The organism is Martinezella sp. CNPSo 3964 (genome assembly GCF_057784375.1).
Genome location: NZ_JBXSOW010000001.1, coordinates 644,295 through 668,910, shown reverse-complemented (window position 1 = coordinate 668,910; position 24,616 = coordinate 644,295). Strand labels below are relative to the sequence as shown.

25 protein-coding genes are annotated in these 24,616 nt (G+C 59.1%); 9 read left to right on the top strand and 16 right to left on the bottom strand.

Annotation, left to right across the window (positions count from 1 at the left end; genetic code table 11):
- Positions 1-8: 8 nt before the first annotated feature.
- The 5 genes from AC13Q5_RS03245 to AC13Q5_RS03225 all read right to left on the bottom strand — a co-directional run bounded on the left by AC13Q5_RS03245 (position 9) and on the right by AC13Q5_RS03225 (position 5,866).
- The gene (locus AC13Q5_RS03245) at positions 9-1,244 is read right to left on the bottom strand and encodes a glycosyltransferase family 4 protein (protein ID WP_488500827.1); all 1,236 of its coding nucleotides are present in this window, start codon (positions 1,242-1,244) and stop codon (positions 9-11) included.
- Positions 1,241-2,503 carry an O-antigen ligase family protein gene (locus tag AC13Q5_RS03240; RefSeq protein ID WP_488500826.1) on the bottom strand — a complete coding sequence of 421 codons (1,263 nt, stop codon included), beginning with the start codon at positions 2,501-2,503 and terminating at the stop codon, positions 1,241-1,243. The genes AC13Q5_RS03245 and AC13Q5_RS03240 overlap by 4 nt, the downstream gene beginning before the upstream one ends.
- Positions 2,500-4,056 carry an undecaprenyl-phosphate glucose phosphotransferase gene (locus AC13Q5_RS03235; protein WP_488500825.1) on the bottom strand — a complete coding sequence of 519 codons (1,557 nt, stop codon included), beginning with the start codon at positions 4,054-4,056 and terminating at the stop codon, positions 2,500-2,502. The genes AC13Q5_RS03240 and AC13Q5_RS03235 overlap by 4 nt, the downstream gene beginning before the upstream one ends.
- A 76-nt stretch (positions 4,057-4,132) precedes the next feature.
- Positions 4,133-5,278: a glycosyltransferase family 4 protein gene (locus AC13Q5_RS03230; protein ID WP_075852246.1), complete on the bottom strand. Its 1,146-nt coding sequence runs from the start codon at positions 5,276-5,278 to the stop codon at positions 4,133-4,135.
- 12 nt (positions 5,279-5,290) lie between these two features.
- Positions 5,291-5,866, bottom strand: coding sequence for a polysaccharide biosynthesis/export family protein (locus tag AC13Q5_RS03225; protein ID WP_069616269.1), 576 nt, complete (start codon positions 5,864-5,866; stop codon positions 5,291-5,293).
- Between AC13Q5_RS03225 and AC13Q5_RS03220 the strand changes: the two genes are divergently transcribed.
- Entirely contained in the window at positions 5,802-6,014 is a 213-nt protein-coding gene (locus tag AC13Q5_RS03220; protein ID WP_488501178.1) for a hypothetical protein, read from the top strand. The two genes, AC13Q5_RS03225 and AC13Q5_RS03220, sit on opposite strands and share 65 nt — an antisense overlap.
- A 43-nt stretch (positions 6,015-6,057) precedes the next feature.
- Entirely contained in the window at positions 6,058-8,313 is a 2,256-nt protein-coding gene (locus AC13Q5_RS03215; RefSeq protein WP_457880055.1) for a GumC family protein, read from the top strand.
- Here the strand turns inward: AC13Q5_RS03215 and AC13Q5_RS03210 are convergent, their stop codons facing one another.
- Both AC13Q5_RS03210 and AC13Q5_RS03205 read right to left on the bottom strand, forming a co-directional pair.
- Complete coding sequence (locus AC13Q5_RS03210; protein ID WP_457880056.1) at positions 8,314-9,573, bottom strand: GNAT family N-acetyltransferase; 1,260 nt, start codon at positions 9,571-9,573, stop codon at positions 8,314-8,316.
- A gap of 135 nt (positions 9,574-9,708) precedes the next feature.
- Positions 9,709-9,918 carry a DUF2842 domain-containing protein gene (locus tag AC13Q5_RS03205; RefSeq protein WP_075852249.1) on the bottom strand — a complete coding sequence of 70 codons (210 nt, stop codon included), beginning with the start codon at positions 9,916-9,918 and terminating at the stop codon, positions 9,709-9,711.
- 112 nt (positions 9,919-10,030) lie between these two features.
- Here AC13Q5_RS03205 and AC13Q5_RS03200 point away from each other — a divergent pair, with 112 nt between their 5' ends.
- A complete protein-coding gene (locus AC13Q5_RS03200; RefSeq protein WP_075852250.1) occupies positions 10,031-11,134 on the top strand; it encodes a COX15/CtaA family protein in 1,104 nt (367 codons plus the stop codon).
- 31 nt (positions 11,135-11,165) lie between these two features.
- Here AC13Q5_RS03200 and AC13Q5_RS03195 read toward each other — a convergent pair whose 3' ends face one another.
- The 9 genes from AC13Q5_RS03195 to AC13Q5_RS03155 form a co-directional block, all read right to left on the bottom strand.
- Positions 11,166-12,476: a DUF2778 domain-containing protein gene (locus AC13Q5_RS03195; RefSeq protein WP_488500824.1), complete on the bottom strand. Its 1,311-nt coding sequence runs from the start codon at positions 12,474-12,476 to the stop codon at positions 11,166-11,168.
- A 433-nt stretch (positions 12,477-12,909) separates the two neighbouring features.
- Complete coding sequence (gene argC / locus AC13Q5_RS03190; RefSeq protein WP_488500823.1) at positions 12,910-13,842, bottom strand: N-acetyl-gamma-glutamyl-phosphate reductase; 933 nt, start codon at positions 13,840-13,842, stop codon at positions 12,910-12,912.
- A gap of 137 nt (positions 13,843-13,979) precedes the next feature.
- Positions 13,980-14,933: an agmatinase gene (speB, locus tag AC13Q5_RS03185; protein WP_488500822.1), complete on the bottom strand. Its 954-nt coding sequence runs from the start codon at positions 14,931-14,933 to the stop codon at positions 13,980-13,982.
- A complete protein-coding gene (locus AC13Q5_RS03180; RefSeq protein WP_488500821.1) occupies positions 14,914-15,291 on the bottom strand; it encodes an antibiotic biosynthesis monooxygenase family protein in 378 nt (125 codons plus the stop codon). Before AC13Q5_RS03180 ends, speB begins: the two co-directional genes overlap by 20 nt.
- A 65-nt stretch (positions 15,292-15,356) precedes the next feature.
- Complete coding sequence (locus AC13Q5_RS03175; RefSeq protein ID WP_488500820.1) at positions 15,357-15,620, bottom strand: hypothetical protein; 264 nt, start codon at positions 15,618-15,620, stop codon at positions 15,357-15,359.
- A gap of 140 nt (positions 15,621-15,760) precedes the next feature.
- Entirely contained in the window at positions 15,761-16,231 is a 471-nt protein-coding gene (gene rpsI / locus AC13Q5_RS03170; protein ID WP_075852256.1) for a 30S ribosomal protein S9, read from the bottom strand.
- A gap of 2 nt (positions 16,232-16,233) precedes the next feature.
- Positions 16,234-16,698 carry a 50S ribosomal protein L13 gene (rplM, locus tag AC13Q5_RS03165; protein WP_004122374.1) on the bottom strand — a complete coding sequence of 155 codons (465 nt, stop codon included), beginning with the start codon at positions 16,696-16,698 and terminating at the stop codon, positions 16,234-16,236.
- Between the two features lie 237 nt (positions 16,699-16,935).
- Positions 16,936-17,772, bottom strand: coding sequence for an EamA family transporter (locus AC13Q5_RS03160; RefSeq protein ID WP_488500819.1), 837 nt, complete (start codon positions 17,770-17,772; stop codon positions 16,936-16,938).
- 821 nt (positions 17,773-18,593) lie between these two features.
- Positions 18,594-18,920: a hypothetical protein gene (locus AC13Q5_RS03155; RefSeq protein WP_075852257.1), complete on the bottom strand. Its 327-nt coding sequence runs from the start codon at positions 18,918-18,920 to the stop codon at positions 18,594-18,596.
- Positions 18,921-19,033: 113 nt separating this feature from the next.
- On the opposite strand from AC13Q5_RS03155, the gene AC13Q5_RS03150 reads away from it, so the two are divergent.
- From AC13Q5_RS03150 to pstA, 6 genes are all read left to right on the top strand, one after another.
- Positions 19,034-19,462 carry a CoA-binding protein gene (locus tag AC13Q5_RS03150; RefSeq protein ID WP_015339469.1) on the top strand — a complete coding sequence of 143 codons (429 nt, stop codon included), beginning with the start codon at positions 19,034-19,036 and terminating at the stop codon, positions 19,460-19,462.
- Between the two features lie 169 nt (positions 19,463-19,631).
- Positions 19,632-20,915, top strand: coding sequence for an O-acetylhomoserine aminocarboxypropyltransferase (locus AC13Q5_RS03145; RefSeq protein WP_488500818.1), 1,284 nt, complete (start codon positions 19,632-19,634; stop codon positions 20,913-20,915).
- 141 nt (positions 20,916-21,056) lie between these two features.
- Entirely contained in the window at positions 21,057-21,401 is a 345-nt protein-coding gene (locus AC13Q5_RS03140; protein ID WP_075852259.1) for a cupin domain-containing protein, read from the top strand.
- 314 nt (positions 21,402-21,715) lie between these two features.
- A complete protein-coding gene (gene pstS, locus AC13Q5_RS03135; protein ID WP_244557801.1) occupies positions 21,716-22,687 on the top strand; it encodes a phosphate ABC transporter substrate-binding protein PstS in 972 nt (323 codons plus the stop codon).
- 76 nt (positions 22,688-22,763) lie between these two features.
- The gene (gene pstC, locus AC13Q5_RS03130) at positions 22,764-23,735 is read left to right on the top strand and encodes a phosphate ABC transporter permease subunit PstC (RefSeq protein ID WP_075852261.1); all 972 of its coding nucleotides are present in this window, start codon (positions 22,764-22,766) and stop codon (positions 23,733-23,735) included.
- A gap of 10 nt (positions 23,736-23,745) precedes the next feature.
- Positions 23,746-24,597, top strand: a complete 852-nt coding sequence (pstA, locus tag AC13Q5_RS03125) for a phosphate ABC transporter permease PstA (RefSeq protein ID WP_075852262.1) — start codon at positions 23,746-23,748, stop codon at positions 24,595-24,597.
- Positions 24,598-24,616: the final 19 nt, after the last annotated feature.

Below are 24,616 nucleotides of genomic sequence, written 5' to 3'. Positions count from 1 at the left end.
GCGCAGATTTAAAGGGCAGCCGCGCTTTTCTCCCGACCCTCGACCGTATTGTCCATACCGGAATTCGCTGCCAACCCCAGTGGGGCTGGGGTGGGGTAGCCGAGCAGGTCGTGATAGATCTTCTCGGTCGCATCGGCCATGCCTGTGAGTGTGTAACCATCCTTGCGGCGGCGTGCTTCAGCGGTAAAACTTGCAAGCAGCGTTGGATCGGCAAAGCGCGTCATCGCGGTTGCCAATGCTTCTGGATGATCGCTGTTTGGCACGATGTAACCGTTCTTGCCGTGCTCCAGCACCGTGCGAGCGCCACCGACATCCGCGAGCAGCAGCGGCTTGCCCGCGGCCGCGGCCTCGAGCATCACGTAGGACATCGCCTCGTAGCGGCTTGGCATGACGACGACATCGAAGGCGTCGATAGCCGTCACACCCGGCACGCTGCCATCGATGCGGGCGCGGTCTTGGAGCCCGGCCGCCTCGATCATCTCTCTTGTGGAGTCGGCCAGCTCGCCGATCCCGATCATCAGCAGATGGGCTTGCGGCAATTGAGCCGCTATCTGCGCAAAAGCCTCGACCAGACGCTCGGGTGCCTTCTGTCGCGTCATTCGGCCGACGAAGCCGAAGAGCAGGGCATCCTGAGGAATGCCGTATCGCCTGCGGATCGCTGCCCTCTGGCTGAGGGGAGGCGCGTTGACGCCGTTGACGACGACGCGCAAGCGTTTTTCCGGAATGCCGAGCGACAGGGCGTGATTATATTCGTCCTGTGAAACACAGACCAGACGATCCGTCAGCCAGGTCCCGAGAAGGCGCTCGATGCCGCCATAGATCAGGCGACCTTTCACACCCAGCGTCGGGTCCATGGTGCGGAAGGCATGCGGCGTGTAAAGAACCGGAACATGCTGTCCTGGCAGCCGCAAGCGCGTGAGCGCGCCGGCCTTGGAGCTATGGCCATGGATGAGATCAAACGGACCGTGAATGGCCGCAATCTTGCGGAGATGCCACCATGCCGTCAGGTCCCAGGGGCCGGGCGCGCGCCGCATGGCGAGCGGGATAACATTGTCCAGGCCGATATTTCCCAGCTCGGCGACGAAGGCAGGCTCAGCGCGTACCGGCGAATAGATGGCGGTCACGGAATGGCCGCGATGCTGCATGGCCCGGCACAGATCGAGAAAATGTCGCCCGGAGCCGCCGCCGCTCGGCTCGAGAACCTGCAGCAACGACAGGCGTTTGACGTTGGTGCGAATGTTCACGGCGCAGCTTCCTTTTTGTTTAAGTCACGCTGATATTTTTGCTCCAGGGCGCCGCAGCCCCAGACGATGCCGATCAGCATGTAGAAGTGGCGCCAATGGTCGGTGTCGATGACATTGCCGATGCCGACATGGCCGAGAATGACGATCCAGGCGATCATCACGAAAGGTTGCCACGGCCGTTCCCGCAGCAGGTTGCGGAAGCCGATATAGATGGTCCAGCAGATCATGCTGACCCACGTTACGAAGCCGATCCAGCCATAGGTGGTCAGTGTCTTCAGCCAGGTATTATGCTCGTCCTCGCGAAAGATCTGGCCGAAGACCAGCGGCCCTATGCCGAACGGCCGCTCCATGGACATCTGGAAGCCGATGCTGTGACGCTCGAAGCGGCCTAGATGCCCGCCATCGTAGCTTTGTACGAGCTGGAGGCGGGTCGAGAAGAGGTCGCTGACCTGCGGGAATTGCAGCGCGACGACGAGGAGGACGACCATGAGGATGATCGCCGCCAGGGACATCACCAGGATGCGCAGCCGGAACGTATTGCTGCGGTGCTTCAGCAACATGCAGAAGATCAGCATCGTCGAGGCGAAGGCAAACAAGGCCCAGGCCGCGCGCGAGAAGGACAGGAAGATGCCGAAGGCCAGTACGAACAGGCAGATGCCCTTGATCGGCGCCTTCTTCAGGTCGCCGATCAGAAGGCCGTGCATGAGGTAGAGGCTCGGCGCCACCAGATAGGGACCGAAGACGTTCGGGTCCTGGAATGCTCCCATGGCGCGGTCGTAGCGGGTGAAGATGTCGAAGCCCGGCACGGCATGGAAATAGCCAAGGATGCCGAGGCTGGCGGTAATCAGCGCCGCCACCACCCATGTGTTGAAAATCAGCTTCAGCCGTCTTTCATTGTCTTCGGTAATGGCAGCATAGAAGACGGAGCTCAGCGCCAGGAAGGTGGAAACGGCGATATAGATCGGGCCGGCGAGATGGTCGCTGGCGGCGAGGTCATGCATCTGCGTGATCGACAGCATGCCGCCAATGTTGAACAGCAGGAATAGTGCCAGCAGCGGCGCAACGCTACGCGAGATTTTCAGCCCGAGAATGAACCAGGTGCCGATCAGAAAGGCGAGCCACAGCTCATAAGGCGCCGGTTCCGCGATGACGAAACCCGACAGGAACACCCCGATGGCAACGCTCGCCGTGCCGATCAACCGCAATGCGGCAAGCTGCGGCTGAGCGACGCGGGGTGATGACAGGTCGATCGCGCTCAATAGGCGTTTTCCGTATTGAGCAGGCGGAACGGCGTCAGGAACAGGATCTTCAGGTCGAAGAGCAGCGACCAGTTCTCGATGTAGTAGAGATCGTAGGCCGTACGGAATTTGATCTTGTCGTCGCTGTCGATTTCGCCGCGCCAACCGTTGATCTGCGCCCAGCCGGTCACGCCCGGCTTCACGCGATGGCGCGCGAAATAGCCTTCGACGACATCGGCATAGGTGCGGTTGTGACTGGCGGCAAGCACGGCATGCGGTCGCGGGCCGACGAGCGAGAGGCTGCCGAGCAGCACGTTGAAGAGCTGAGGCAACTCGTCGATCGACGTCTTGCGGATGAAGCGTCCGACGGGGGTCACGCGCGGGTCGTTCTTGGTCACGGCATTGCGCGCCGACGGATCGCTCATATGCGTATACATCGAGCGGAACTTGAAGACTTTGATGATCTCGTTGTTGAAGCCATGGCGCTTCTGCATGAAGAAGACCGGTCCTCTCGAGGTTGCCTTCACGGCAATTGCCGCGCCGAGCATGATCGGCCAGAGCAAAGCAAGTGCGACCAGGCTGAAGAAGATGTCGAAGATGCGCTTGGCAACGCCGTCCCAATCGCGGATCGGCTTGTTGAAGATATCGAGCATCGGCACGGCGCCGACATGCGAATAGGCACGCGGGCGAAAGCGCAGCTTGTTGGCATGCGCCGCGAGACGAATGTCGACGGGCAGCACCCATAGCATCTTTAGCAGTTGCAGAATGCGATCTTCGGCGCTGATCGGCAGCGCGATGATCAGCATATCTATGCGCACGAGCCGGGCGAATTCGACCAGTTCCGATACCGTGCCGAGCTTCGGATAGCCGGCCACCATGATCGGAGAGCGCTTTTCGCCGCGATCGTCGAAGATGCCGCAGATGCGGATATCGTTGTCGGATTGATGCTCGAGCGCGCGGATGAGCTCCTTTGCCGGCTCACCGCCGCCGACGATGACGGCGCGTCTTTCCATGACGCCGTTGCGTGCCCAGTGGCGGATGCCATAGGCGAAAAGCAGGCGGGCGATGAGGAGAAAACCCGCGCCTGCCGCGAGCCAAAGGCCGAGAAGCGAGAGGGAGTAGATATTGTTGATGTCGAAGGGGAGGAGGGCGATGACCATGACCGCGAAGGCGGCCGCCCAAGACCCGAGAATCCGGTGCAGGAAATGATGCGGCGAGCGCAGGACCGGTATCTGATAGGCATCCGCAATCTGCAGGAAGACGATGGCAAGACCGCAAAGGGCGATCGTCACCACGGCCTTTGACAGGAAGGGATGGTTGTCTGACGTCCCGAAGAGGAGGATCGCAAGCCCGAATGCAAGCAACGACAGAAATTCGAACAGCCGGTATTGCCCGACGATGATTGCCGGAGACTGGTTGGTTTCGCGAAGCTGTTCGGCGATCTGCCGCGCATAGGCATTCATGCCGTCTGGGCGGTCGCTGTTAGTCTCGCTCTCACCGCGGGTGCGGATTTCCGAAACCTGCTTGCGAAGATTGTCCAAGTTGAATTGCTCGGACTTTTCCGAAGTGTTCATGGCAGCTTATCCGGTCGTTACCGGACAAGGCCTATCAGATATCAGCTAAGAAACACTTACAACGCTTGCCTGTATTCTAACCGTCGCTGTCCAGGCCAAGTATATTTTGATACAGGTGCAAAGTATCCCGAGCCATGGCCGAGGCGGAAAAATTCGATCGTATCGTCCCGATATCGGGCATGTTGCGAGCGCCCCATTGTGGCTCGGTGATCGCTTCGGCCATGATGCGCGAGAGGTCATCGGCATCTTCCGGCTTGGCGAGTGCGGGGCTGTTTTCGCCAAGTGCTTCCGCAACGCCGCCGACGCGCGAGGCGATGACGGTCTTTCCGGCGGCAAGCGCTTCCAGAACAATATAGGGCATGGCTTCTGCGCGCGAGGGAACGACGATATTCTGCGATACCGTGAAGGCCTCTTGTACGCGCATCGCCGGCAGCATGCCGATGCGGTGACCGAGACCCCGTTCGACCATCATCCGGTGATATTTGTCTCTGTCTGGCCCATCGCCGATCATCAGTGCCGAAAGCGGCCTGCCGATCCGCCGCTCCGTTTTCGCAAAGGCGTCCACAAACAGATCGGGACCTTTGAGGTCCCGCAGCATGCCGATGTAGACGAAATGCACGGAGTCCGATCGTGTCGGTATGGTGCGAAAATCTCTTTCGCTGATGCCATTATAGATCATCACCGAACGGGTGCGCGGCTTGCCGATCTTTCTTTCATAGGTGCGGCGTTCGAAATCGCAGATGAAGATCAGCCCGTCGGTCAAAAATTCCAGCATCCGTTCCAGGCTATGCACCAGTATGCCCTGGAACGAGCGGCGTGAGAAATGCAGGCTTCCCCCATGCGCTGTATAGAGGCGGGCTACGCGATACCTGTTGACCCGCAGGATCGAGCCGAGAACGCGCGCAAGCAGGCCGCCTTTGGCGCCATGCCCGTGCAGCACATCCGGCCGCAAGCTCCTGATTTCCTTGTAGCTGCTCCAGAGCGTAGCAGCATCCGACAGAGTAATTTGCCGTCGGATCGGCAGGCGGACGACGCCGAGAGCCAGGAACGGCGCGATATCGTCGAACAGACGATCCTCATGCTCGCCGCCCGTCAGACTGTCGCAAAGGATGCCGACCTCGTGGCCCGCTTTGCTCTGCTCCTCCGCCAGATCCCGGACATGGCGAAAGACGCCGCCGACCGGCGATCTGAAGCAATGAAGGATTCGAAGCGGTCTGACCATGAGCGGGTGCGGTTAGAATAACCGCTCTCTGACATAGATGGTATCGCCTGCCAGCACCGGATCGGAGATGCCGACCCGGCCCGTCATGACATGACCGTTGATCTTGCGCGTGACATCCGCATTGGATTGATTGGCTCGGCTGGTGAAGCCGCCCGCAACCGCGATGGCGTTCTGGATGGTCATGCCCGGTACATAGGAATATTGGCCCGGCTGGCCGACTTCGCCCATAATATAGACCGAGCGATAGCGGTCGATGTCGATGGTGACGTCTGGATCGCGAATATATCCCTGGCGAAGCTTCTGTGCGATCTGGCCGGAAAGCTGCTGCAGGGTCCGGCCGCGGGCAGCGACCTGACCGATCAGCGGGAAGGCAATATAGCCGGCCTGATCGACAGTATAGGTGTTGGTGAGGCCGGCTTGGTCGAACACTGTGACGCGCAACCGGTCGCCGCTATCAAGCGTATAGGGCTGAATCGTGGCCTCGTTGAAGGCCTTGGGCGCCGGTTGATAGGTGTTGCAGCCGGTGAGCGCGGCGCTCACGGCAGCCATCCCGAGTGCAAGGACAATCTTTGACTTTGCGAAGGGCATTTCGCGCTCATTAGAAAGGGAAGACACTGCCGTCGTTATCGATCCGTTAGGGTTAACGGTCGGTAAAGAGCAAAACAAATTCCAGGAAAAAATTAGCGATGCCAAAAATAATGCTGGCGAAATACTATTAACGCTTGGGTTACCATAGTCGTTTACGATTAATTTCGGCTTTCTATTACGGAGTTTTGCATATGTCCGGTGTCAACAGCACCCAGCAGGATGTGGACATCGATCTCGCTCAGCTCTTTCGCGCGGTGTGGCAGCGGCGGGTGCGCGTCATTGCCATCACGCTCGCGGGCGCCTGCGCGGCGTTCGCCATTGCCAAGGTGATGTCACCGGAATATCGCAGCGAGGCCCGCATCCTCATCGAGCAGCGCGCGCCGGCTTTTGCGACGACGACATCGGGCAACGATGCCGGCGCCGGCCCTCTGCTGGACGAACTGAATATTGCCAGCCAGGTGCAGATCCTGCAGTCGGCGGATCTGGTCAAGCAGGTCATTACAAATCTCAAGCTCTACGATCGCCCCGAGTTTGCCGCCGGCAGCAACGGCTCCGCGCTCTCGGATATTCTGATCAAGATGCATCTGAAGCGGGCGGCGGCAGACAAGGCCCCGGAAGAGCGAATGCTCGATGCTTTCAACAGCCGCCTGCAGGTCTATCAGATCAACAGTTCGCGCGTGATCGGCATCAGCTTCACGTCCCGCAATCCGGATCTCGCCGCCAGCGTGCCGAATGCCATGGCGCAAGTCTATCTATCCATGCAGAGCGGCGCCAAGCTTGATTCCAACAGTGAGGCAACGCGCTGGCTGGAACCGGAGATCGCCAAGCTGCGCGATAAGGTCAGCGAGGCTGAAAAGAAGGTCGCCGATTATCGTTCGGCCAACGGGCTTCTCCAGACCAGCCAGAACAATAATTTCGCCACGCAGCAGCTCGCGGATATTTCGACGCAGCTGGCGCAGGTCCGCGGCGACAAGGCAAATGCCGAGGCGCGGGCGCAGGCGGTGCGCAGCGCACTGTCCAGCGGCCGTTCCACCGACACGCTTGCCGACGTCGCAGGGTCGCAGACCATTCAGCGGCTGAAGGCGACCCAGTCGAATCTCGAGTCGCAGATCTCGGATTTGTCCACAACACTGATGGATGGGCATCCGCGGCTTAAGAGCCTGCGGGCGCAGCTTTCCGATATCCGTCAGCAGATTGATCGCGAGACCCAGAGGATTTTGGCGAGCATCGAGAATGAGGCAAAGGTGGCGCAGTTGCGTGAACAGCAGCTCCTGGCCCAATCGAATACGCTGAAGGCCGACAGCGCCCGGGCAGGGGAGGACGAAGTCGGCCTCAACGCGCTGGAGCGCGAAGCTGCGGCCGAGCGGCAATTGCTCGAGACCTATCTCGCTCGTTATCGCGAGGCAGCCTCTCGCGTCGACAAGAACTCCAGCCCCGCCGACGCGCGTATCGTTTCCACGGCCGTCGAGCCGGTCGATCCGTCTTTCCCGAAGGTCGGTCCGATCGTTGTCGTCGCTACTCTTGCTACCTTCATTCTCACGGCCATCGTCATCATGCTCGCGGAGCTGTTCAGCGGCCGCGCATTGCGACCCGTCGGGCCTGCCCGCAAGGAAGATGCCGCCGTGCAGGAGACGGCGAAACGTGCTCAACCCGCTGGCGAGCCTGTTCCGGTTCGTGCAGTCGCGAGAGCGAGCGGTGTCGAGGTGCCAGCAAGCATGCTTTCGGTTCCGGCAGAGGAAATCCCGGTTCAGGTTACTGACGCCGCAATAGCTCCGGATACTGCAAACACTTCGGGTACCGTGATCGCTCCGGTCCATGAATCCGGCCAGACCGCTCACGCGGCGGAGGAAGAGGAGGATTTCTCCATCCAATCCGTCGCCGATTATCTGATAGAAAGCGGCTCGCGGCTTGCGATCGCCATATCTCCGACTGGTGACAGTGGTTCGACGGCGACCGTCATGCTGGCGCGGACCATCGCCGATGCGGGAAGCCGTGTCGTGCTGGTCGATATGACCGGTACTGGATGTCCCTCAAGGCTGATGGCCGAACATGACGAACTTCCCGGCGTAACCGACCTGCTGTGCGGCGAAGCGGCATTTGGCGACACGATCCATCCGGATCGTCTGTCGGACGCCCATCTCGTGCCGCAGGGCATGAGCGACCTTGCCCGTGCTATGCGCGGCGCCGACCGTCTGTCGCTGATCCTCGATGCACTGGGTTCGGCCTACGACATCGTTCTGGTGGAGTGCGGCGCGGCCGAAGTCTCAGGCGTCGCCCGGCTGACGCGCAGCAAGGAGACGGAAATCATCCTCTCCATGCCTGAGCCCGATGAAAGCCAGTTCATCTCAGCCATGACGGAATTCCAGAAGGCCGGCTATGAGCACATCATTCTGATGTCCGGCTGGCGTGAGGAGCATGATCCGGATACGCGCCGCGACGCAGCCTGATCAATCGGCGTCACCGCCGCCATCATCTGATGTGGCGCCGGCTCCGTGTCGCGCCCGCAGCCGCTGGACGAAGGAATAGAGCTTGCGATTGGACTTGATCGCGACCTTCGTACGCGTGATGCTCCGTTGCGTCACAGCCGCAAGACGTCCCATGCCCGAGACGGGCAAGAAGAGATCATACTGCACCGTTTCCATCGGGCACCAGGAACGCTTGTAAATCTGGTCGCCGATGCCGAAATCGAAGAGCGCGACGCTTTCACGATGCAGCCGCTCGATCATCAGCCAGAACAGCAATTCGCCGGGGCTCGCCTCCGCAACCAGGGCTTCGTCGATAGAGGCAAACTGGCAGATGACGTGATCTCCCTTGCGGGACAGGGCGGCGATTGCCGGAATATGGCCCTCGTGCTCGCCTTTCAGGCGCAGCGCATGCATTTGCAGCGTCGCATTGAGGACGTCACCCTCCTGCCGGCGCAACATCGCATGCAGCGCGGCTTTTATCCGGACATCATTGAAGGCATCGGGCAGGCCAGCATCCTTGAAGCGGGCCGCCTTCTGCCGGAAGAACAGATCGAGAAGCGCGTCTTGCTGATCAGGATCGGCAATCACATATTCGTAGCCGCCCCTGGCATCGAGAAGCCTGCTCTGATGCTTGAACTTCTTGCGCCGGCGTTTGGCATTCACCTGCTTCAGACTTGCTTCGAAACTGCCGAGGAAGGGCATCTGAAAGGCATGGTTCTGGTTTTCGATCGACGTCAGCGAGGCGAGCGGGCTTTTGCGGCCGCGCCATTCGAGCGGGACGTTGCGCAGGATGGCGACGTCTACCTTGCTGCGCAGAGCCGCCGATATGGTATCCAATTGAACGGGCGTCAGTTCCCCGTTCGCCAGGAACCGGGCAGAAAACAGGCCGGTATTGATATTGTTGTGGTGGCCTCCGATGAACTCGGCTCGTCTTGTTCCGCGACTGCGGATGATCTCGAGCGGCAGGATGAAGGCGACGTGATCTCCGATGGAGCCCCGGATGATGGCGAGAGGACGTTCGAAGTTCTCTACCCAGGCTGCGCACCAGTCATAGCTCTGGTGTAGCGAGTTGAGATCGTCCCGTTCCAGCGCGCGCCATTCGAGTTCGAGCGGTGCCATACTGTCGAAGATATCGACCCGCAACGGATCGGCGGCCACAGGCCGCGTCTCGATGGGCGGAATATGCCCATCCGCTGCCTCAGCGGCGGCCATGCCGGTGATATCTCGCGTCTGGGTGTGCATCCGATCTTCTCCGCTCCGGCGGCATTCGAACGCAGTCTGGCGGGCAACGGCTTATTTTTGGCTTAAGATGGTACATTCACGCCGGATAACGCGCGGATCAGGGTTAGCCTTGTGTAAATCGGGCTGGGGCGGGCATCATTGCGGGCGTGGCCCAGCCATCCACTTGATGATGCCCATCGCCGGCAGCACCCATATGATGCCGCTGACAAGGAAATAGAGGAAATGCACCCAGCCGGGTTGATCTGCAAGCGTTCGCACTGCAACGATCATGGCGACGATCGCATAGATTGCAACCAACAGCACGAGCAGGATCATGCCAATGAATTTGCGCAGGCGAAGGGGCACGGGGTTTTCTCCTCATTATGACAGCATGCCGCGACGGCATGCCGCAAACTCCCGGGACTTGTTTTGCACGCCCCTATCGGGCAAATCAACAGCCTGATCGAAGGGAGAAGCCATGGCTGCCACTAATTTTACGACCGAACAGGCTATTTTGAAGGAAGTGGCTCGTCAGGACCGCAATCGTCGCGCCATCCGCATCTGGCTCGCCTGCGTGCTTTTGGTTCTCTTCGGTCTCGTGCTGGTGGGCGGCGCGACGCGGCTCACCAATTCCGGGCTGTCGATCACGCAGTGGCAGCCGATCCACGGCGTCATCCCGCCGCTGAATGCGCAGGAGTGGCAGGAGGAATTCGATCTCTACAAGCGCATCCCTCAGTTTCAGATCCTGAACAAGGATATGACGGTCGCGGAGTTCAAAGGCATATTCTGGTGGGAGTGGGCGCATCGCCTGCTGGCGCGCACCATCGGCCTCATCTTCGGCCTGCCGCTGCTGTTCTTCGTCCTGACCGGCCGCGTCGAGCGCAAACTCTGGCTGCCGCTCGCCGGCATTTTCGTGCTTGGTGGTCTTCAGGGGGCGATCGGCTGGTGGATGGTCTCCTCGGGCCTGGAGGCGCGCACCGACGTCAGCCAATACCGCCTCGCTACCCATCTCGTGACCGCCTGTCTGATCTTTGCCGCCTGCATGTGGTTCATGCGTGCCCTGTCGCCGCATTCGAACGAACCCGCGCCGACGCGCTATTCGGCGAAACTCGCCGGTTTGATCGTCTTCATGGCGCTGTTCCAGATCTATCTCGGCGCCCTCGTTGCCGGTCTCGATGCTGGCCTCAGCTACAATACCTGGCCGCTCATGGATGGCGCCGTCCTGCCGAGTGATCTTTTCATACAGTCGCCAGCCTGGATCAATTTCTTCGAGAATCCGAAGACGGTTCAGTTCGTTCACCGTCTCGGCGCCTATGCGCTCTTTATCGTCGTCGCGATCAACATGATTGTCTCGCTACGTGCGGCGGCGCAGACGACCCATGCGCGGCGATCCGTTGTTCTCTTCGTGCTCGTGCTGATCCAGGCGATCCTTGGCATTTCGACATTGCTGCTGCATGTGCCACTGGATCTGGCTCTGGCGCATCAGGCGGGCGCCCTGATCGTCTTCGGCTTCGCAATTGCCAATTGGCGTGGCTTCTATGGCGAACTGCCGCGCCAGACATCGATCATCGTGAAGGATTGAGGCGCTTTGCGCCTCAATCCTTTTAGCCTTTTTAGCGCGCGGAAGCGACGCTTGCTGCTGACGACACGCGTGTGACCACCTTCAGGCGCTTGATTTCGCCGCGCCTGAAGGCGGCCAGGAAGCGGTTGTAATCCTTGAAGACTACGCAGCCATTCGATTCGCCACGACCGCCTCTGAGCATGTAGGTGTGAGCCAGCAAACCGTCGCGGCCATAGACGCGGGCGCCGTTTGCGGGTGTCAGGCGTATCGCCTGCACGCCATGGAACAGGCTTTCCCTATATGTCAGGTTATAAGTTTCAGGCGGCGTCGGGCCGGTGTTCTTGCGGTCGACATAGCGAGGGTTGTCACGCATGTGGCCGAGGCCGGAATGGGCCTCGAGGCGTTCGCCGCTCGGCAGATAAACGGTCTTTGCCTCGATATCGTAGATCGCAGTGCCCGCGCCGGGGCTGATCGCCGCAAACGGATTGATGAATGGCTTCGTCTTGCGAACGGAGCTGTCATCCGGATCGGCATAAGCCATCATGCGCGATGACGGCTGTGCAGAGGCTTCGTTGCCTGTCGCCTTGGCGATAGCGCTTGTGGCGTTGGCGCGCTGCACAGGCGTTTCGCGGGCAGGCCGCGTCATGGGGATGACGTTCAGCACGGCCTCGGCCACCGCGATATCGGCGTCCTTGGCGGGCAGTGGCCTTGCTTCCGCAATGGCGGGCAGGCTCACTTCGGGGGCTGCGGAAGCGACTGCAGCCGGTTGCCCTATTGTCTTGATGGGACTTGCGGTCGGTATCAGAGCGGCTGCATATTTTGCCTGACTGAGCGATTGTAGCGTAGTCGCGAAATTGATGGCGATCACCTTGCGCAGATGGTCGATCGTTTCCGGCGATGCCGCGGCCACTTCGAGACGGCCGCCCTTGATGCTTGCGGCCGCATCCTGAGCCTGCTTCATATCGGATGTCTGTTGTGCGAGCGCATATGCCAGTTGCACACGAACCGCATCCGCACCGCTGGCTTTCGTTTGAACCTCTGCACTCACGACCTTGCCGAAGCGGCTTTGTCCATGCAGCGAAGTCGTCTGGCTGGCATACCGGGCAGGATGTGCCATGGGGCTTTGTGGAACAATAAAGGCTGATGCGCGTGGCACCATGAAGCTATCTGCCGATGTCGCCGCGCCGGGAAGCGACAGCACCATCGATTGCGTCGTCATCAGCGTCGCCGCGACCCAGGCAAAAGCCGCGACTGCGACGCCGGTGGCTAGGGTGCCGGGACGGATGCTGAAGGATTTTTTTGATCGCGAGGCATAGCCGGAGCGCGAATTGAAGTTACCGAAGGTTTCGGTCACAAACGCCATGTTACTCGTTATCCAAACTACACAGACACCAAGCCGGCTCAAGAACGCACACGCGCCCTAACGCGAAAGTCGCGTTCGGTCGCCAACTTGCCGGCTGTCTGGAAGCATGCCGAATTATGGTAACCAATTCCTTTACGATGGCTCATTCTTGGATATTCATTGAAAAAAGGGATAGTTTTGAACGCCCCACTCATCCGGGTCAGTGAAGCCGTTAAAGAGCAAATCCGGCCGACAATTGGTCGCGGAGCCTCACGGTCGATCACTTTTCCGTGTAGCTTCGGCTAATTTAGAGCGACGGCAAAAATAAGGCCGAGGACGATGGTGGGTTCGAAATTGCGCAAAACGCCTTGTTGGCATGAAAAAAGCCCGGCCTGATCGATCCAAAATGGACGAGCAGGCCGGGCCGATCGCGTTTCAAGTTATGCCAGGAAAATCAGGCGCTCAGCATCAGATCCATGTTCTGTACGGCAGCGCCGGATGCGCCCTTGCCGAGATTGTCGAGCAGCGCAACGAGGTTGACCTGGGCCGCCCCCGGCGTGCCGAAGACGAAGAGCTTCATCGTGTCCTTGCCGGCGAGCTCGACGGCGTTGATACGGGGCAGGGCGCGGCTCTGATCGAGCGAAACGACCTGGACGATATCCTGACCGGCATAATGGTCGACGAGTGCAGCGTGGATGCTCTCCAGGGTCGCTCCATCTGCAAGATCGCCGAGATGTAGCGGCACCTGCACGATCATGCCCTGGGGGAAGCGTCCAACAGAGGGCGAGAAGATCGGCGCACGCTCCAGCAGGCCGTGCGTCGTCATCTCGGGCACATGCTTGTGGGTCAGCGGCAGGCCGTAGAGGAAATGCGGCGCGGTGATCGCATCTGGATGATCCGGGTTTTCCATCTGCGCAATCATCTGCTTGCCGCCGCCCGTATAGCCGGAGACGGCATTGACCGTCACGGGATAGCTCGTCGGTAGGATACCGGCTGCGCGCAGCGGCCGGATAAGGCCGATCGCGCCTGTCGGATAGCAGCCGGGATTGGCAACGAAACGTGCTGCCCTGATCTTGTTACCCTGGTTGCTGTCCATTTCGGCAAAGCCATAGGCCCAGTCGGGATGGATGCGGAAGGCCGTCGAGGTGTCGATGACGCGGACATTATTGTTGCCTGCTACCATCTTCACCGCTTCCTTCGACGCATCGTCGGGTAGGCAGAGAATGGCGATATCGGCGCTGTTCAGCATGTCCTCGCGCATGGCGGCGTTGCGCCGCTCGGCTTCCGGAATAGACAGCAGCTCGACATCGCGGCGGTCGGCCATGCGCGTGCGGATCTGCAAGCCCGTGGTTCCGTGTTCGCCATCGATGAAGATTTTCGGTGCCATCTTATTCCTGCTCTTTCAATAGGTTGAGAATGTTTCCGGACTCAGTTTGCCATGCAGTTGATTCAATTTCATAACAGCCACTCCGGACGCAGCAGGACGATCTTCAAAAACCGTCGCGCATGTTCCGAAATTGTGTCTCAGCGGCCGCTCGCACGTCGTTCGGCGTGGAGACCGAGCATATACATCGCCACGGTCGCCCCCGCAATGGCGGTGATGTCTGCGTGGTCATAGGCCGGCGAGACTTCGACGACGTCGGCGCCGCGGATGTCGAGCTGATGCAGCCGCTGCAGCACCGACAGGATCTTGGCGCTGGAAGGACCTCCTGCGACCGGCGTTCCCGTGCCTGGAGCATAGGCCGGATCGAGGCAATCGATATCGAAGGTGAGGTAGATCGGCGCGCCCTTGGTATGCGAGATGATTGTCGAGGCGATATCGCCCGCACTCATGTCCTCGACCTGATTGCCGTAGATAATCTGGATGCCGAAATCCTCGGGCGCATGCGTGCGGATGCCGATCTGGATCGAGCGGTCCGGATCGATCAGTCCGTCGCGCACGGCGCGGGCAACGAAGGAGCCGTGGTCGATACGCTTGCCATCGTCGAACCAGGTGTCCTGATGCGCATCGAACTGCACCAGCGCTAGCGGGCCATGCTTAGCGGCATGCGCCTTCAACAGCGGCCATGTGATGTAGTGATCGCCGCCGAGCGTCAGCATGAAGGCGCCGCTGTCGAGGATCGTCGTCGCCTGACGTTCGATGGCAGCCGGTGTATCCTGATGGTTGCCGTAGTCGAGCAGGCAGTCGCCATAGTCGATCACGGCCATATCAGCGAAAAGATCGCGGTTGAAGGGATATTGGGGGTCATTGTCGAAGATTGCCGAGGCGCGGCGGATCGCTTGCGGCCCGAAACGCGTTCCCGGGCGGTTGGAGGTCGCGGCATCGAAGGGGATGCCCCAGACCACGGCATCGACGCCCTCAAGCGATTTCGTAAAGCGGCGACGCATGAAGGACAGCGCGCCGGCAAAGGTCGGATCACTCGCTGCGGAAGTCAGGCCGGTTGATGTGAAGGCGTGATCAATCGACGTGCTCGGCAAGGGCGTCTCCTTTGCTCACCTGGAAATCATAGGCTCTTTCTATACGTCCTACGCGAACCTTGTATTCTTCATACCAGCGCTCGCGTCCAAGTTTCTGCGCGGCCAGATGCGATACGACATTCTTCCAGGCAAGGATGCTTTCCTCGTCTCGCCAGAAGGAGTTGGTGACGCCAAAACCATCAGCTCCCCTTGCGCTTTCGAGCCCGAGACAGCCCTCCTGCGCCAGCGCCATTTCCTCCATACGTTCGCCCATCGCGCCATAGCCATTATCGCCGGACGTTCGGATCGAAGCAAAGGATACGATGTAGTAGGGCGGCTCGGGAGTTGCCGCGAAACGCGATGATTTTCTGGGGCTCATGGTATCTCCGGGAGTCGTCAAATTTCGAGATTCGACTTGGAATCGCATGCCAATAGGTTCGACGGCTATTTGCCTGATCGAGCAGTGCATTGATACGGCTTTTTCACACAGGCGATTTGCGGCGTGGAACACTCGGCCTGTCCGTTCGTCACAACGCAATGGGAGCAGCTGTCGTTGAATTCGCGGCAATCCGGGTTTGCCGCAAGAAAATCCTTCATGCTCTGCATGTCGGCCGGTTTTTCGGCGGGTTCTGCCGGCTGCGCATCATCGCACAAAGCCGGTGAAATGCCGCCGATCAGGAACAGAAGCGAAAAGATGAAGCTGCGCATTGAACTCCCCCGATGCTTGTGGCGGGACTTTGCCACAAAATGTGTTCCTTGCCTCGGGAGATTTTCTTTATTTTCAATGCCGCAAAAGAAAAAGGCCGGGGAAACCCCGGCCTTTCGAAAATCCCGTCTCGGGCAAGCGATTAACGCTTGGAGAACTGGAACGAGCGACGTGCCTTTGCACGGCCGTACTTCTTGCGCTCAACAACGCGGCTGTCGCGGGTCAGGAAGCCACCCTTCTTCAGCACCGAGCGCAGGCCCGGCTCGAAGTAGGTGATCGCCTTGGACAGGCCGTGACGAACGGCACCGGCCTGGCCGGAGAGGCCGCCGCCGGCAACGGTTGCGATGATGTCGAACTGGCCGTCACGGGCAGCAGCGACGATCGGCTGACGCAGGATCATCTGCAGAACCGGACGGGCGAAGTAAGCCGTGTAGTCTTTGCCGTTGACGATGATCTTGCCGGAGCCGGCCTTGACCCATACGCGGGCGACGGCGTCCTTGCGCTTGCCGGTCGCGTAGGAGCGGCCGAGCGAGTCGACCTTGCGGACGTGAACCGGAGCAGCTGCTGCTTCCGACGTCGTGCCGAGGTCCTTCAGGGAGGAAAGGTCAGCCATTATCAGGCGCTCCTTACGTTCTTCTTGTTCAGCTTGGCGACGTCGAGGACGACCGGCTGCTGAGCTTCGTGGGGATGGTTGGAGCCGGCGTAGACGCGCAGGTTCTTCATCTGGCGACGGCCGAGCGGACCGCGGGGAACCATGCGCTCGACGGCCTTCTCAACGACGCGCTCCGGGAAGCGGCCTTCGATGATCTGGCGAGCCGTACGCTCCTTGATGCCGCCGGCATAACCGGTGTGCCAGTAATAAACCTTGTCTTCGTACTTCTTGCCGGTGAAAACGACCTTGTCGGCATTGATAACGATGACGTTGTCGCCGTCGTCGACGTGCGGCGTGAAGGTGGCCTTATGCTTGCCGCGCAGACGCATTGCGATGATAGAAGCGAGACGGCCAACGACAAGCCCTTCGGCGTCGATGAGAACCCACTTCTTCTCCACCTCTGCAGGCTTCTGGGAGAAGGTTGCCATGTTGCATACTCTCTTTTGGGACCCTTGGCCCGAAGGCATCAGGGCGTTTCTTGTTGCTTGGTTTGGCGCGTATGAATACGTGCCAAAAAGAAAGCAGCCCGGAAAGGCTGCAATCTGCGGCGGCTTATAGAGCGATTAAGAGCCCGGGTCAATATAGGATTACCGGATGCCTGTAAAAATTGATGAACAAAATCAATGAATTACATATGTGGTATAATAAGGCCACACATTTTGTCGTCAACCTAACCGCAAAACCAGCACTCCGGCGGCAATGATGGCGCCGGCAATATAACGCCAGATGCTCGATCGTTCCTTCAAGACGAGGACCGATATCACCAAAGCGAAGAGGATCGAAGTCTCGCGCAAGGCGGCGACCATGGCGACCGGTGCCTTGGTCATCGCCCACAACGCCAGCCCGTAGGAGGCGATCGACCCGCTGCCGCCGATAAGCCCGCGCCACCAGTTATAGCGGACATGGGCGGCGACGGCATTGACGCCCCGTTGCGATATCGCCCAGGCGAAAAGGAGAACGGGAGGCAGCAGTGCCATCCATAGAGTATAGGAAACCGAATTGCCCGATATCCGCGCGCCGATGCCGTCGACATAGGTATAGGTCGCGATGACGACGGCATTGGCAAGAGCCAGAACGATCGCCCTGCGGCTGCCCTTTCGCGCCTCGAAGGCAAGCGTCAATATGCCGGCGCAAATGGTCATGGTGCCGATCAATGCGCCGCCCGAAAGCGATTCCTTCAGGATGAAGCTGCTTGTGGAGACAATGATGAGCGGCGCAACGCCGCGCATCAGCGGATAGACGAGCCCGATATCCCCGGCACGATAGGCGGCTGCAACGAGCTGGAAATAGGCAAATTGCAGGATGGCCGAAGCGCCGATGAACGGCCAGGCCGCAGAGGTCGGCAAGGGCAGAAACGGCAGCAGGGGGAGGGCCGCGACCGCGCCACCGGCAGAAACCAGTGCGGCGTCGAGCGATTTATCGGTTCCCGCCTTGATGATCGCATTCCATGTCGCGTGCAGCAGGGCGCCGAAAAGGACGAGCGCGATAACGTCGAGAGACACGGAAAACCTCGGAAATTGGCAGGTGCAGCGGCGATGCTTGGCATTTTGTGGGAGTGCGGTCTCCATATGATCCGCAATACATCGAAAAGCAACGAAATATCGGACATTATGAAGGCTTGCCTATTTGCTCTGGTCATCTCGGGCGTCGGGAGTGGCGTTTTCGTTATGTTCCAGATCGCTCTCTCTCGCATTATAAATAACTAATTTATTGGAGTATGAAGCGCGAACAAATATCGCATGTCTTGTGAACGCGGGAGTAGCATTAGACACTTCTTACTTAAAAACGACAGGGGCTGTGTCGCCTGCAGCGCCGCGAGTGTCCTGGCGCACTAAAATCGCGGTGAAAACGCCGCCCGCGATCTCTCTTTCTCTCATGAATAGAGTGGACAATTCTACAAGAGATGAAAAATATTACAGCTAACGCGCGCTGCTGGCGATAAAGATCATACTAAGAGTTAAGTATAGAATTGTCGATCCAAAAATACGCAGGGTATATCATTACGCGAGTCCGAAAACTATTCTGTGGAAAAATAATGAAATAGCATGTGTTCCGCGTTCACATTCGGTTCTCATTTGGATTGACTGTTCATGCGAATTTTCTAATTTATATGCGAATAAATAGCGAACAAAGATTGCATTTCCTGAGAACGCAACCCTGTGGCATCGGGAAAGTTTACGAAAGCGCTTTGAGGAGCAGCTTGAACGTAGGCGCATAAATGCACCCACACGGCCACGGTACCGAGGATGCGCCGTGCCTGGGACAATCAATGGTCGTACCGAACTCGTGAGTCGTCCGCCTATCCAGCCGCAGCATATTGCGATCAGCGTGGGAAAATCAAATCATCGTCATCGAGGTCGGTTGACGGCCGGCATATATAGACCGGACAGGAAGCGCGATCCTTGGTGGGAAGATAATCCTGATAGGCGTAGAAGCCCAGATCGCATGCGCCGCTGTCCGCGACATAGCGATCATAGAGCGTCATGTTCGGCGTTCTCCTGGCCGGATAGCGCATGATGACCGCGCGCTCCCGGTTGATGACCGCCCTGGCTTCTGCGCAGGTCATGGACATGGAGTTATATCGCGAAATCGCGAATGCCGGCGTCGCGGCCGAGGTGACGAGCAGGCCCAGCAGGATGAATTTTTTCATCTGAGTAATCCTCCCTGAACTTGTTATAATACAATATATATACGCGGAGACTGCCGTTGCGGTTTCCATATTTGTGACAAAACGCAAGTGTGATCGAGGTGGGAGGCTTCGTGATGAACCACGATAGTTATGACGATTCCTATATAGCCGATATCCTCTTGTCCGTAAGGACCATTGCGCTCGTTGGCGCTTCGCCCAATCCCGCGCGCCCGAGCAACGGTGTGATGGCCTATCTCCTGAACAGGGGGTATCGCGTCATCCCCATCAATCCCGGACAGGCCGGCAAGGAAATTCTTGGTCAATGGGTCTATGCGCGCCTGGCCGATATTCCCGAGCCTGTGGATATGGTCGATGTTTTCCGGGCACCCGAATATCTTCGATCGGTCGTGGAGGAGACGATCATGATCGAGCCGCGGCCACCGGTCATCTGGGGTCAGCTTGGCGTGCGCGATGACGCCGCCGCGGCAAGAGCGGAAGCCGCAGGGGTGAGGGTTGTCATGGATCGTTGCCCGGCCATCGAGTATCCGCGCCTGGTCGCCTGACCCGAGATCATGCGCGACGGCGGCATTCGGCCGTTTATCGCGCGATCTTACTGAAAGATGGCAAGTTTTTTCCGCGAGCCGAGATGCACGGCAAAGTTCGCGGTTAACTTTCATATGCCAGGCGTTATGCTTTTCCCGTCACGAACAAAATCCGGCGGGAGGAAAAATCATGCCAACCAGCAATCCAGGTTTCGACACGCTTGCGATCCATGCGGGCGCGCAGCCGGACCCCACGACAGGTGCGCGCGCGACGCCAATCTACCAGACGACGTCCTTCGTTTTTCAGGATGCGGATCATGCCGCTGCGCTGTTTGGATTGCAGCAGTTCGGTAATATCTACACGCGTATCATGAACCCGACACAAGCCGTGCTGGAAGAGCGGGTGGCGGCTCTCGAAGGCGGAACTGCGGCTCTCGCTGTCGCCTCCGGTCATGCGGCCCAGCTGCTCGTCTTCCATGCCATCATGCAGCCGGGCGATAATTTCGTCGCGGCCAAGCGGCTCTACGGCGGCTCGGTCAATCAGTTCGGGCAATCCTTCAAGAATTTCGACTGGCGAGTCCGCTGGGCCGATCCCGCCGATCTTGGGACTTTCGAAGCGCAGATCGATGGTCGTACCCGCGCCATCTTCATCGAAAGCCTTGCCAATCCCGGCGGCACCTTCGTCGATATCGCTGCGATCGCGGCCATCGCGCACAAGCATGGTCTGCCATTGATCGTCGACAATACCCTGGCGAGCCCCTATCTCATCCGGCCGCTGGAGCATGGCGCCGATATCGTCGTGCATTCCCTGACGAAATTCCTTGGCGGCCATGGCAATTCCATGGGTGGCATCATCATCGACGGCGGCACTTTCGACTGGTCCGCCTCGGGCAATTATCCCATGCTGTCTTCACCGCGCCCGGAATATAACGGCATCGTACTGCATGCGACCTTCGGCAATTTCGCTTTCGCCATTGCCTGCCGCGTCCTTGGCCTGCGCGATCTTGGCCCAGCCATCTCGCCGTTCAACGCCTTCCTGATCCTGACTGGCATCGAAACGCTGCCGCTGCGCATGCAGCGCCACTCCGACAATACGCTTGTGGTTGCGCGCTGGCTGAAGTCGCAGGAGAAAGTGGCTTGGGTCAACTATTCCGGCCTGGAGGACGATCCGAACCACGCCCTGCAGCAGCGTTATTCACCGAAAGGCGCTGGCTCCGTCTTCACCTTCGGATTGAAGGGTGGTTATGAAGCCGGCAAGGGGCTGGTCGAAGGCCTGGAGCTCTTCTCGCATCTTGCCAATATCGGCGATACGCGTTCGCTCGTCATCCATCCCGCCTCGACGACACACAAGCAATTGACCGACGAGCAGAAAGTCGCCGCCGGCGCCGGCCCGGATGTGGTGCGGCTGTCCATCGGCATAGAGGACGTCAAGGACATCATCGCCGACCTGGAGCAGGCGCTGGCAAAAGTCTGAGGACTGCCCCGGCAGGAGGCCGAAAAAGCTTGCTGGCCTCTTTGACCGAAGTGTATTTCATGCTTGTCTCGGTCCGCGATCGCCAATGGCGATCGCGGACTTTTTTTGGTCTTGGCGAAGCGCGACCGGGGGGAGACTTAAATGGCAACCTATCTGCAACTGAATGTCGGTGGCGTTGAGCCTGAGGCAGGGGCGCCCGCAGCAGACCGTCTCATTTCGGGAACCCCAACCTTCCGAACTTGGAGCCTCGATGAGGCCGAAGGTGGCCTTTATGCCGGCATCTGGGAAGCGACGCCGGGGAAGTGGAAGATCGCCTATGACGAGTGGGAGTATTTCAACATTCTCTCCGGCTATTCCATTGTGACAGCCGATGACGGCGAGACGTTTCATCTGCGTGCAGGCGATCGCATGATCTTGAAGCCGGGCTTCAAGGGGACTTGGGAAGTTATTGAAACGACTCGCAAGGATTATGTAATCCGCCTTTGAGTATCGTCTTGATTCAAAACGTGAAGATCGCCTTCTCCTATGAAAGGATGCGAGCCTTTCCCTGTGGCTCCGCAATGGTCGCCATGCTTGCTGTAGGTTGTGTCACTGCCGCTTCATTAAACTGTCATCAAACTGAAACAATGCGGCATTAGAGCCATCACTGTCGCCAGGAGATCGAGGTGGGGTACCTAACCGATGGGATACTTCGTGCTTAGCTCCTGCTCGCCATCCTTTCATCACTCTGGGAAGTGAGTTCAATCATGTTGAATCAAAAATTTCGTTCGCTTTGCCTGACTGCAGGCTTCATCGCGGCTATGTCCGTTTCGGCCTCGGCTGCCGATATCACGGGCGCCGGCTCGAGCTTCATCGCGCCAGTTCTGTCCAAGTGGGCCGAAGGCTACAAGGCTGCGACGAACAATGTCGTCAACTATCAGTCGGTTGGTTCGGGCGCCGGCATCAAGCAGCTCCTCGACAAGACCATCGTATTCGGCGCTTCGGACAAGCCGATGAGCGACGCTGACCTCGAGAAGAACGGCATTGCCCAGTTCCCGATGATTTCCGGCGGTATCGTCGTTTCCTATAACGTCGAAGGCGTAAAGCCGGGCGAACTCGTTCTCGACGGCAAGACGCTGGCCGACATCTTCCTCGGCAAGATCGCCAAGTGGGACGATGCAGCCATCAAGGCTCTCAACCCCGAAGTGAAGCTGCCGTCCACCGCGATCTCCGTCGTTTATCGCGCCGACAGCTCGGGCACGACCTTTAACTTCACCGACTACCTGGCGAAGGTTTCGCCGGAGTGGAAGGAAAAGGTTGGTTCGAACACGGCAGTTGAATGGCCGGTCGGCTTCGGCGCCAAGGGTTCCGAAGGCGTTTCCACCACCGTCAACCAGACGGCCGGTTCGATCTCCTACGTTGAATATTCCTACGTCGTCGCTAACCACATCGGTTTCGCGAAGATGAAGAACGCTGCCGGCAAGGTGATCGAGCCTAGCCTCGATACGTTCAAGGCTGCTGCTTCGAACGCCGATTGGGCCAAGGCCAAGAACTTCAACCTGATCATCACCAATCAGCCGGGCGAAAAGAGCTGGCCGATTGCTGCTTCGACCTGGGTTCTGCTCTACAAGAAGCCGGCCGATGCTGCTAAGAATGAAGAAGCTCTGAAGTTCTTCAAGTGGTCCTATGAGCATGGCCAGAAGGACGCTACTGCGCTGTCTTACCTCGCTATCCCGGAAAATGTTGCCGAGATCGTCGAGAAGTCGTGGAAGACGGACTTCGGCACGAAGTAATTTGTGCTGGGTGAGAAAGTTGCGGCGGACAGGGCATGGCCCTGTCCGCCTTTCGTGACAGGACAAGGGGAAATCGATGGCTGACGCGACTCAGACGGCTGGCTTCCAGGCACTGGATACCTCCGCCGCCACCAGAAAATTCCGGATGCAGGATCGGATTTTCTATTTCATGACGCTTGGCTCGGCCGCTCTTGTCGTGCTTCTGCTGCTGGCAATCCTTGTTGTTCTCATCATCGATGCCCTGCCGACCTTCCAGGCCTTCGGGCTCTCGTTCCTCTGGGGGACGAAGTGGAGCGCTCCCGCCGAAATCTACGGCGCCGTGCCGGCAGTGGTCGGTACCCTGGTAAGTGCACTCATCGCCATGTTGATCGCCGTTCCCCTGGGCATCGGCATCGCCATCTTCCTGACCGAGCTTTGCCCCGGAAGCCTGCGCCGCCCGATCAGTACGGCGATCGAGCTTCTGGCCGGTGTTCCCTCGATCATTTACGGCATTGTCGGCCTGTTTATTCTCGTACCGCTGATGCAGAACTATATTCTGCCCTTCCTTATCATGACGATCGGCCAGGTGCCGGTGATCGGCCTGCTGTTCCAGCCGCCGGCGCCAGGCGTCGGCCTTTTGACGGCAAGCCTCGTTCTGGCTGTCATGATCCTGCCGTTCATCACCGCGATTTCCCGCGACGTGTTCAGCACCGTGCCCCCGATGCTGCGTGAATCCGCCTACGGCATGGGCATGACCACGTGGGAAGTGGCTCGCCATATCCTCATCCCCTATACACGTCGCGGTCTCGTCGGCGGCATCATGCTCGGTCTCGGCCGCGCACTTGGCGAAACCATGGCCGTCACCTTCGTTGTCGGCTCGGTGAGCCGCCTGCAGTCGTCGATCATCTCGCCGTCCACCACCATTTCCGCCCAGATCGCGAACAACTTCGGCGATGCCGACGGTCTGCAATTGTCGAGCCTGATTGCGCTCGGCCTGCTCCTGTTCATCCTTTCCTTCTGCGTGCTTGCGCTGGCAAGGTGGATGATCGGCCGCGGCGACTCGCATTGAGGAAAAACCCATGGAAAATGCAATTCGTCAGAACCTAGTGTCGAGGCGCTATGGAAAGAACCGGGTGATGATGGCCTTGTGCTTCCTCGCAGCCATCCTTGGTATATTCTTTCTCAGCGTGATCCTTGTAACCCTGGTTTTCCGCGGTGTGTCGGCGCTCAACTTCGACGTCTTCACCATGTCGATCCCGGCTCAGGGCTCGCGCGGTGGTTTGATCAACGCAATCTATGGCACCGTACTGGTCACGGGCTGTGCCATCCTGATCGCCGCGCCGATCGGCATTCTCGCCGGAACCTATCTGGTGGAATATGCCAACGGCTCCAAGATTGCCGAGGCAGCCAAGTTCCTCAACGACATCTTGCTCTCTGCACCCTCGATCATCGTCGGCGTGTTCGTCTACGGCGCCGTCGTTGTGCCCATGCACGGCAACTCCGCCATTGCCGGCATCCTCGCGCTGGCGCTGATAGCTCTTCCTGTCGTCAACCGCACGACGCAGGACATGCTGTTGCTGGTGCCAAATGCGCTTCGTGAGGCAACTGCTGCGCTTGGCGCGCCGCGCTGGAAATCCATGATGATGGTGATCTACCGTTCCGCCTGGACGGGTATCCTCACCGGCATCCTGCTGGCCGTCGCCCGTATCAGCGGTGAAACCGCGCCGCTTCTCTTCACTGCCGGCTACAGCAAATTCATGAATGCGGGCCTGACCGGTCCGATCGCCACACTGCCGGTTGCCATAAACACGCTTGCAGCCGATCCTGGCGAAGATCTGAAGCAACTGGCCTGGGCCGGTGCGCTGATCATCACGGTTGCCATCCTTGTGCTTAACATCCTTGCCCGTGTCTTGAGTGGGCGCCGCCAGTGACGCAGCCGCCGAACGATAG

Coding starts and splice junctions, on each gene's coding strand:
- argC (WP_488500823.1), bottom strand. CDS start 13,842: ATGGCACCGAAAATCTTCATCGATGGCGAACACGGAACCACGGGCTTG.
- AC13Q5_RS03145 (WP_488500818.1), top strand. CDS start 19,632: ATGCCAACCAGCAATCCAGGTTTCGACACGCTTGCGATCCATGCGGGC.
- AC13Q5_RS03230 (WP_075852246.1), bottom strand. CDS start 5,278: ATGGTCAGACCGCTTCGAATCCTTCATTGCTTCAGATCGCCGGTCGGC.
- AC13Q5_RS03225 (WP_069616269.1), bottom strand. CDS start 5,866: ATGCCCTTCGCAAAGTCAAAGATTGTCCTTGCACTCGGGATGGCTGCC.
- pstA (WP_075852262.1), top strand. CDS start 23,746: ATGGAAAATGCAATTCGTCAGAACCTAGTGTCGAGGCGCTATGGAAAG.
- pstS (WP_244557801.1), top strand. CDS start 21,716: ATGTCCGTTTCGGCCTCGGCTGCCGATATCACGGGCGCCGGCTCGAGC.
- AC13Q5_RS03175 (WP_488500820.1), bottom strand. CDS start 15,620: ATGCGCAGCTTCATCTTTTCGCTTCTGTTCCTGATCGGCGGCATTTCA.
- AC13Q5_RS03140 (WP_075852259.1), top strand. CDS start 21,057: ATGGCAACCTATCTGCAACTGAATGTCGGTGGCGTTGAGCCTGAGGCA.
- AC13Q5_RS03180 (WP_488500821.1), bottom strand. CDS start 15,291: ATGAGCCCCAGAAAATCATCGCGTTTCGCGGCAACTCCCGAGCCGCCC.
- rplM (WP_004122374.1), bottom strand. CDS start 16,698: ATGGCAACCTTCTCCCAGAAGCCTGCAGAGGTGGAGAAGAAGTGGGTT.
- AC13Q5_RS03155 (WP_075852257.1), bottom strand. CDS start 18,920: ATGAAAAAATTCATCCTGCTGGGCCTGCTCGTCACCTCGGCCGCGACG.
- pstC (WP_075852261.1), top strand. CDS start 22,764: ATGGCTGACGCGACTCAGACGGCTGGCTTCCAGGCACTGGATACCTCC.
- AC13Q5_RS03150 (WP_015339469.1), top strand. CDS start 19,034: ATGAACCACGATAGTTATGACGATTCCTATATAGCCGATATCCTCTTG.
- AC13Q5_RS03210 (WP_457880056.1), bottom strand. CDS start 9,573: ATGCACACCCAGACGCGAGATATCACCGGCATGGCCGCCGCTGAGGCA.
- rpsI (WP_075852256.1), bottom strand. CDS start 16,231: ATGGCTGACCTTTCCTCCCTGAAGGACCTCGGCACGACGTCGGAAGCA.
- AC13Q5_RS03195 (WP_488500824.1), bottom strand. CDS start 12,476: ATGGCGTTTGTGACCGAAACCTTCGGTAACTTCAATTCGCGCTCCGGC.
- AC13Q5_RS03235 (WP_488500825.1), bottom strand. CDS start 4,056: ATGAACACTTCGGAAAAGTCCGAGCAATTCAACTTGGACAATCTTCGC.
- AC13Q5_RS03215 (WP_457880055.1), top strand. CDS start 6,058: ATGTCCGGTGTCAACAGCACCCAGCAGGATGTGGACATCGATCTCGCT.
- AC13Q5_RS03200 (WP_075852250.1), top strand. CDS start 10,031: ATGGCTGCCACTAATTTTACGACCGAACAGGCTATTTTGAAGGAAGTG.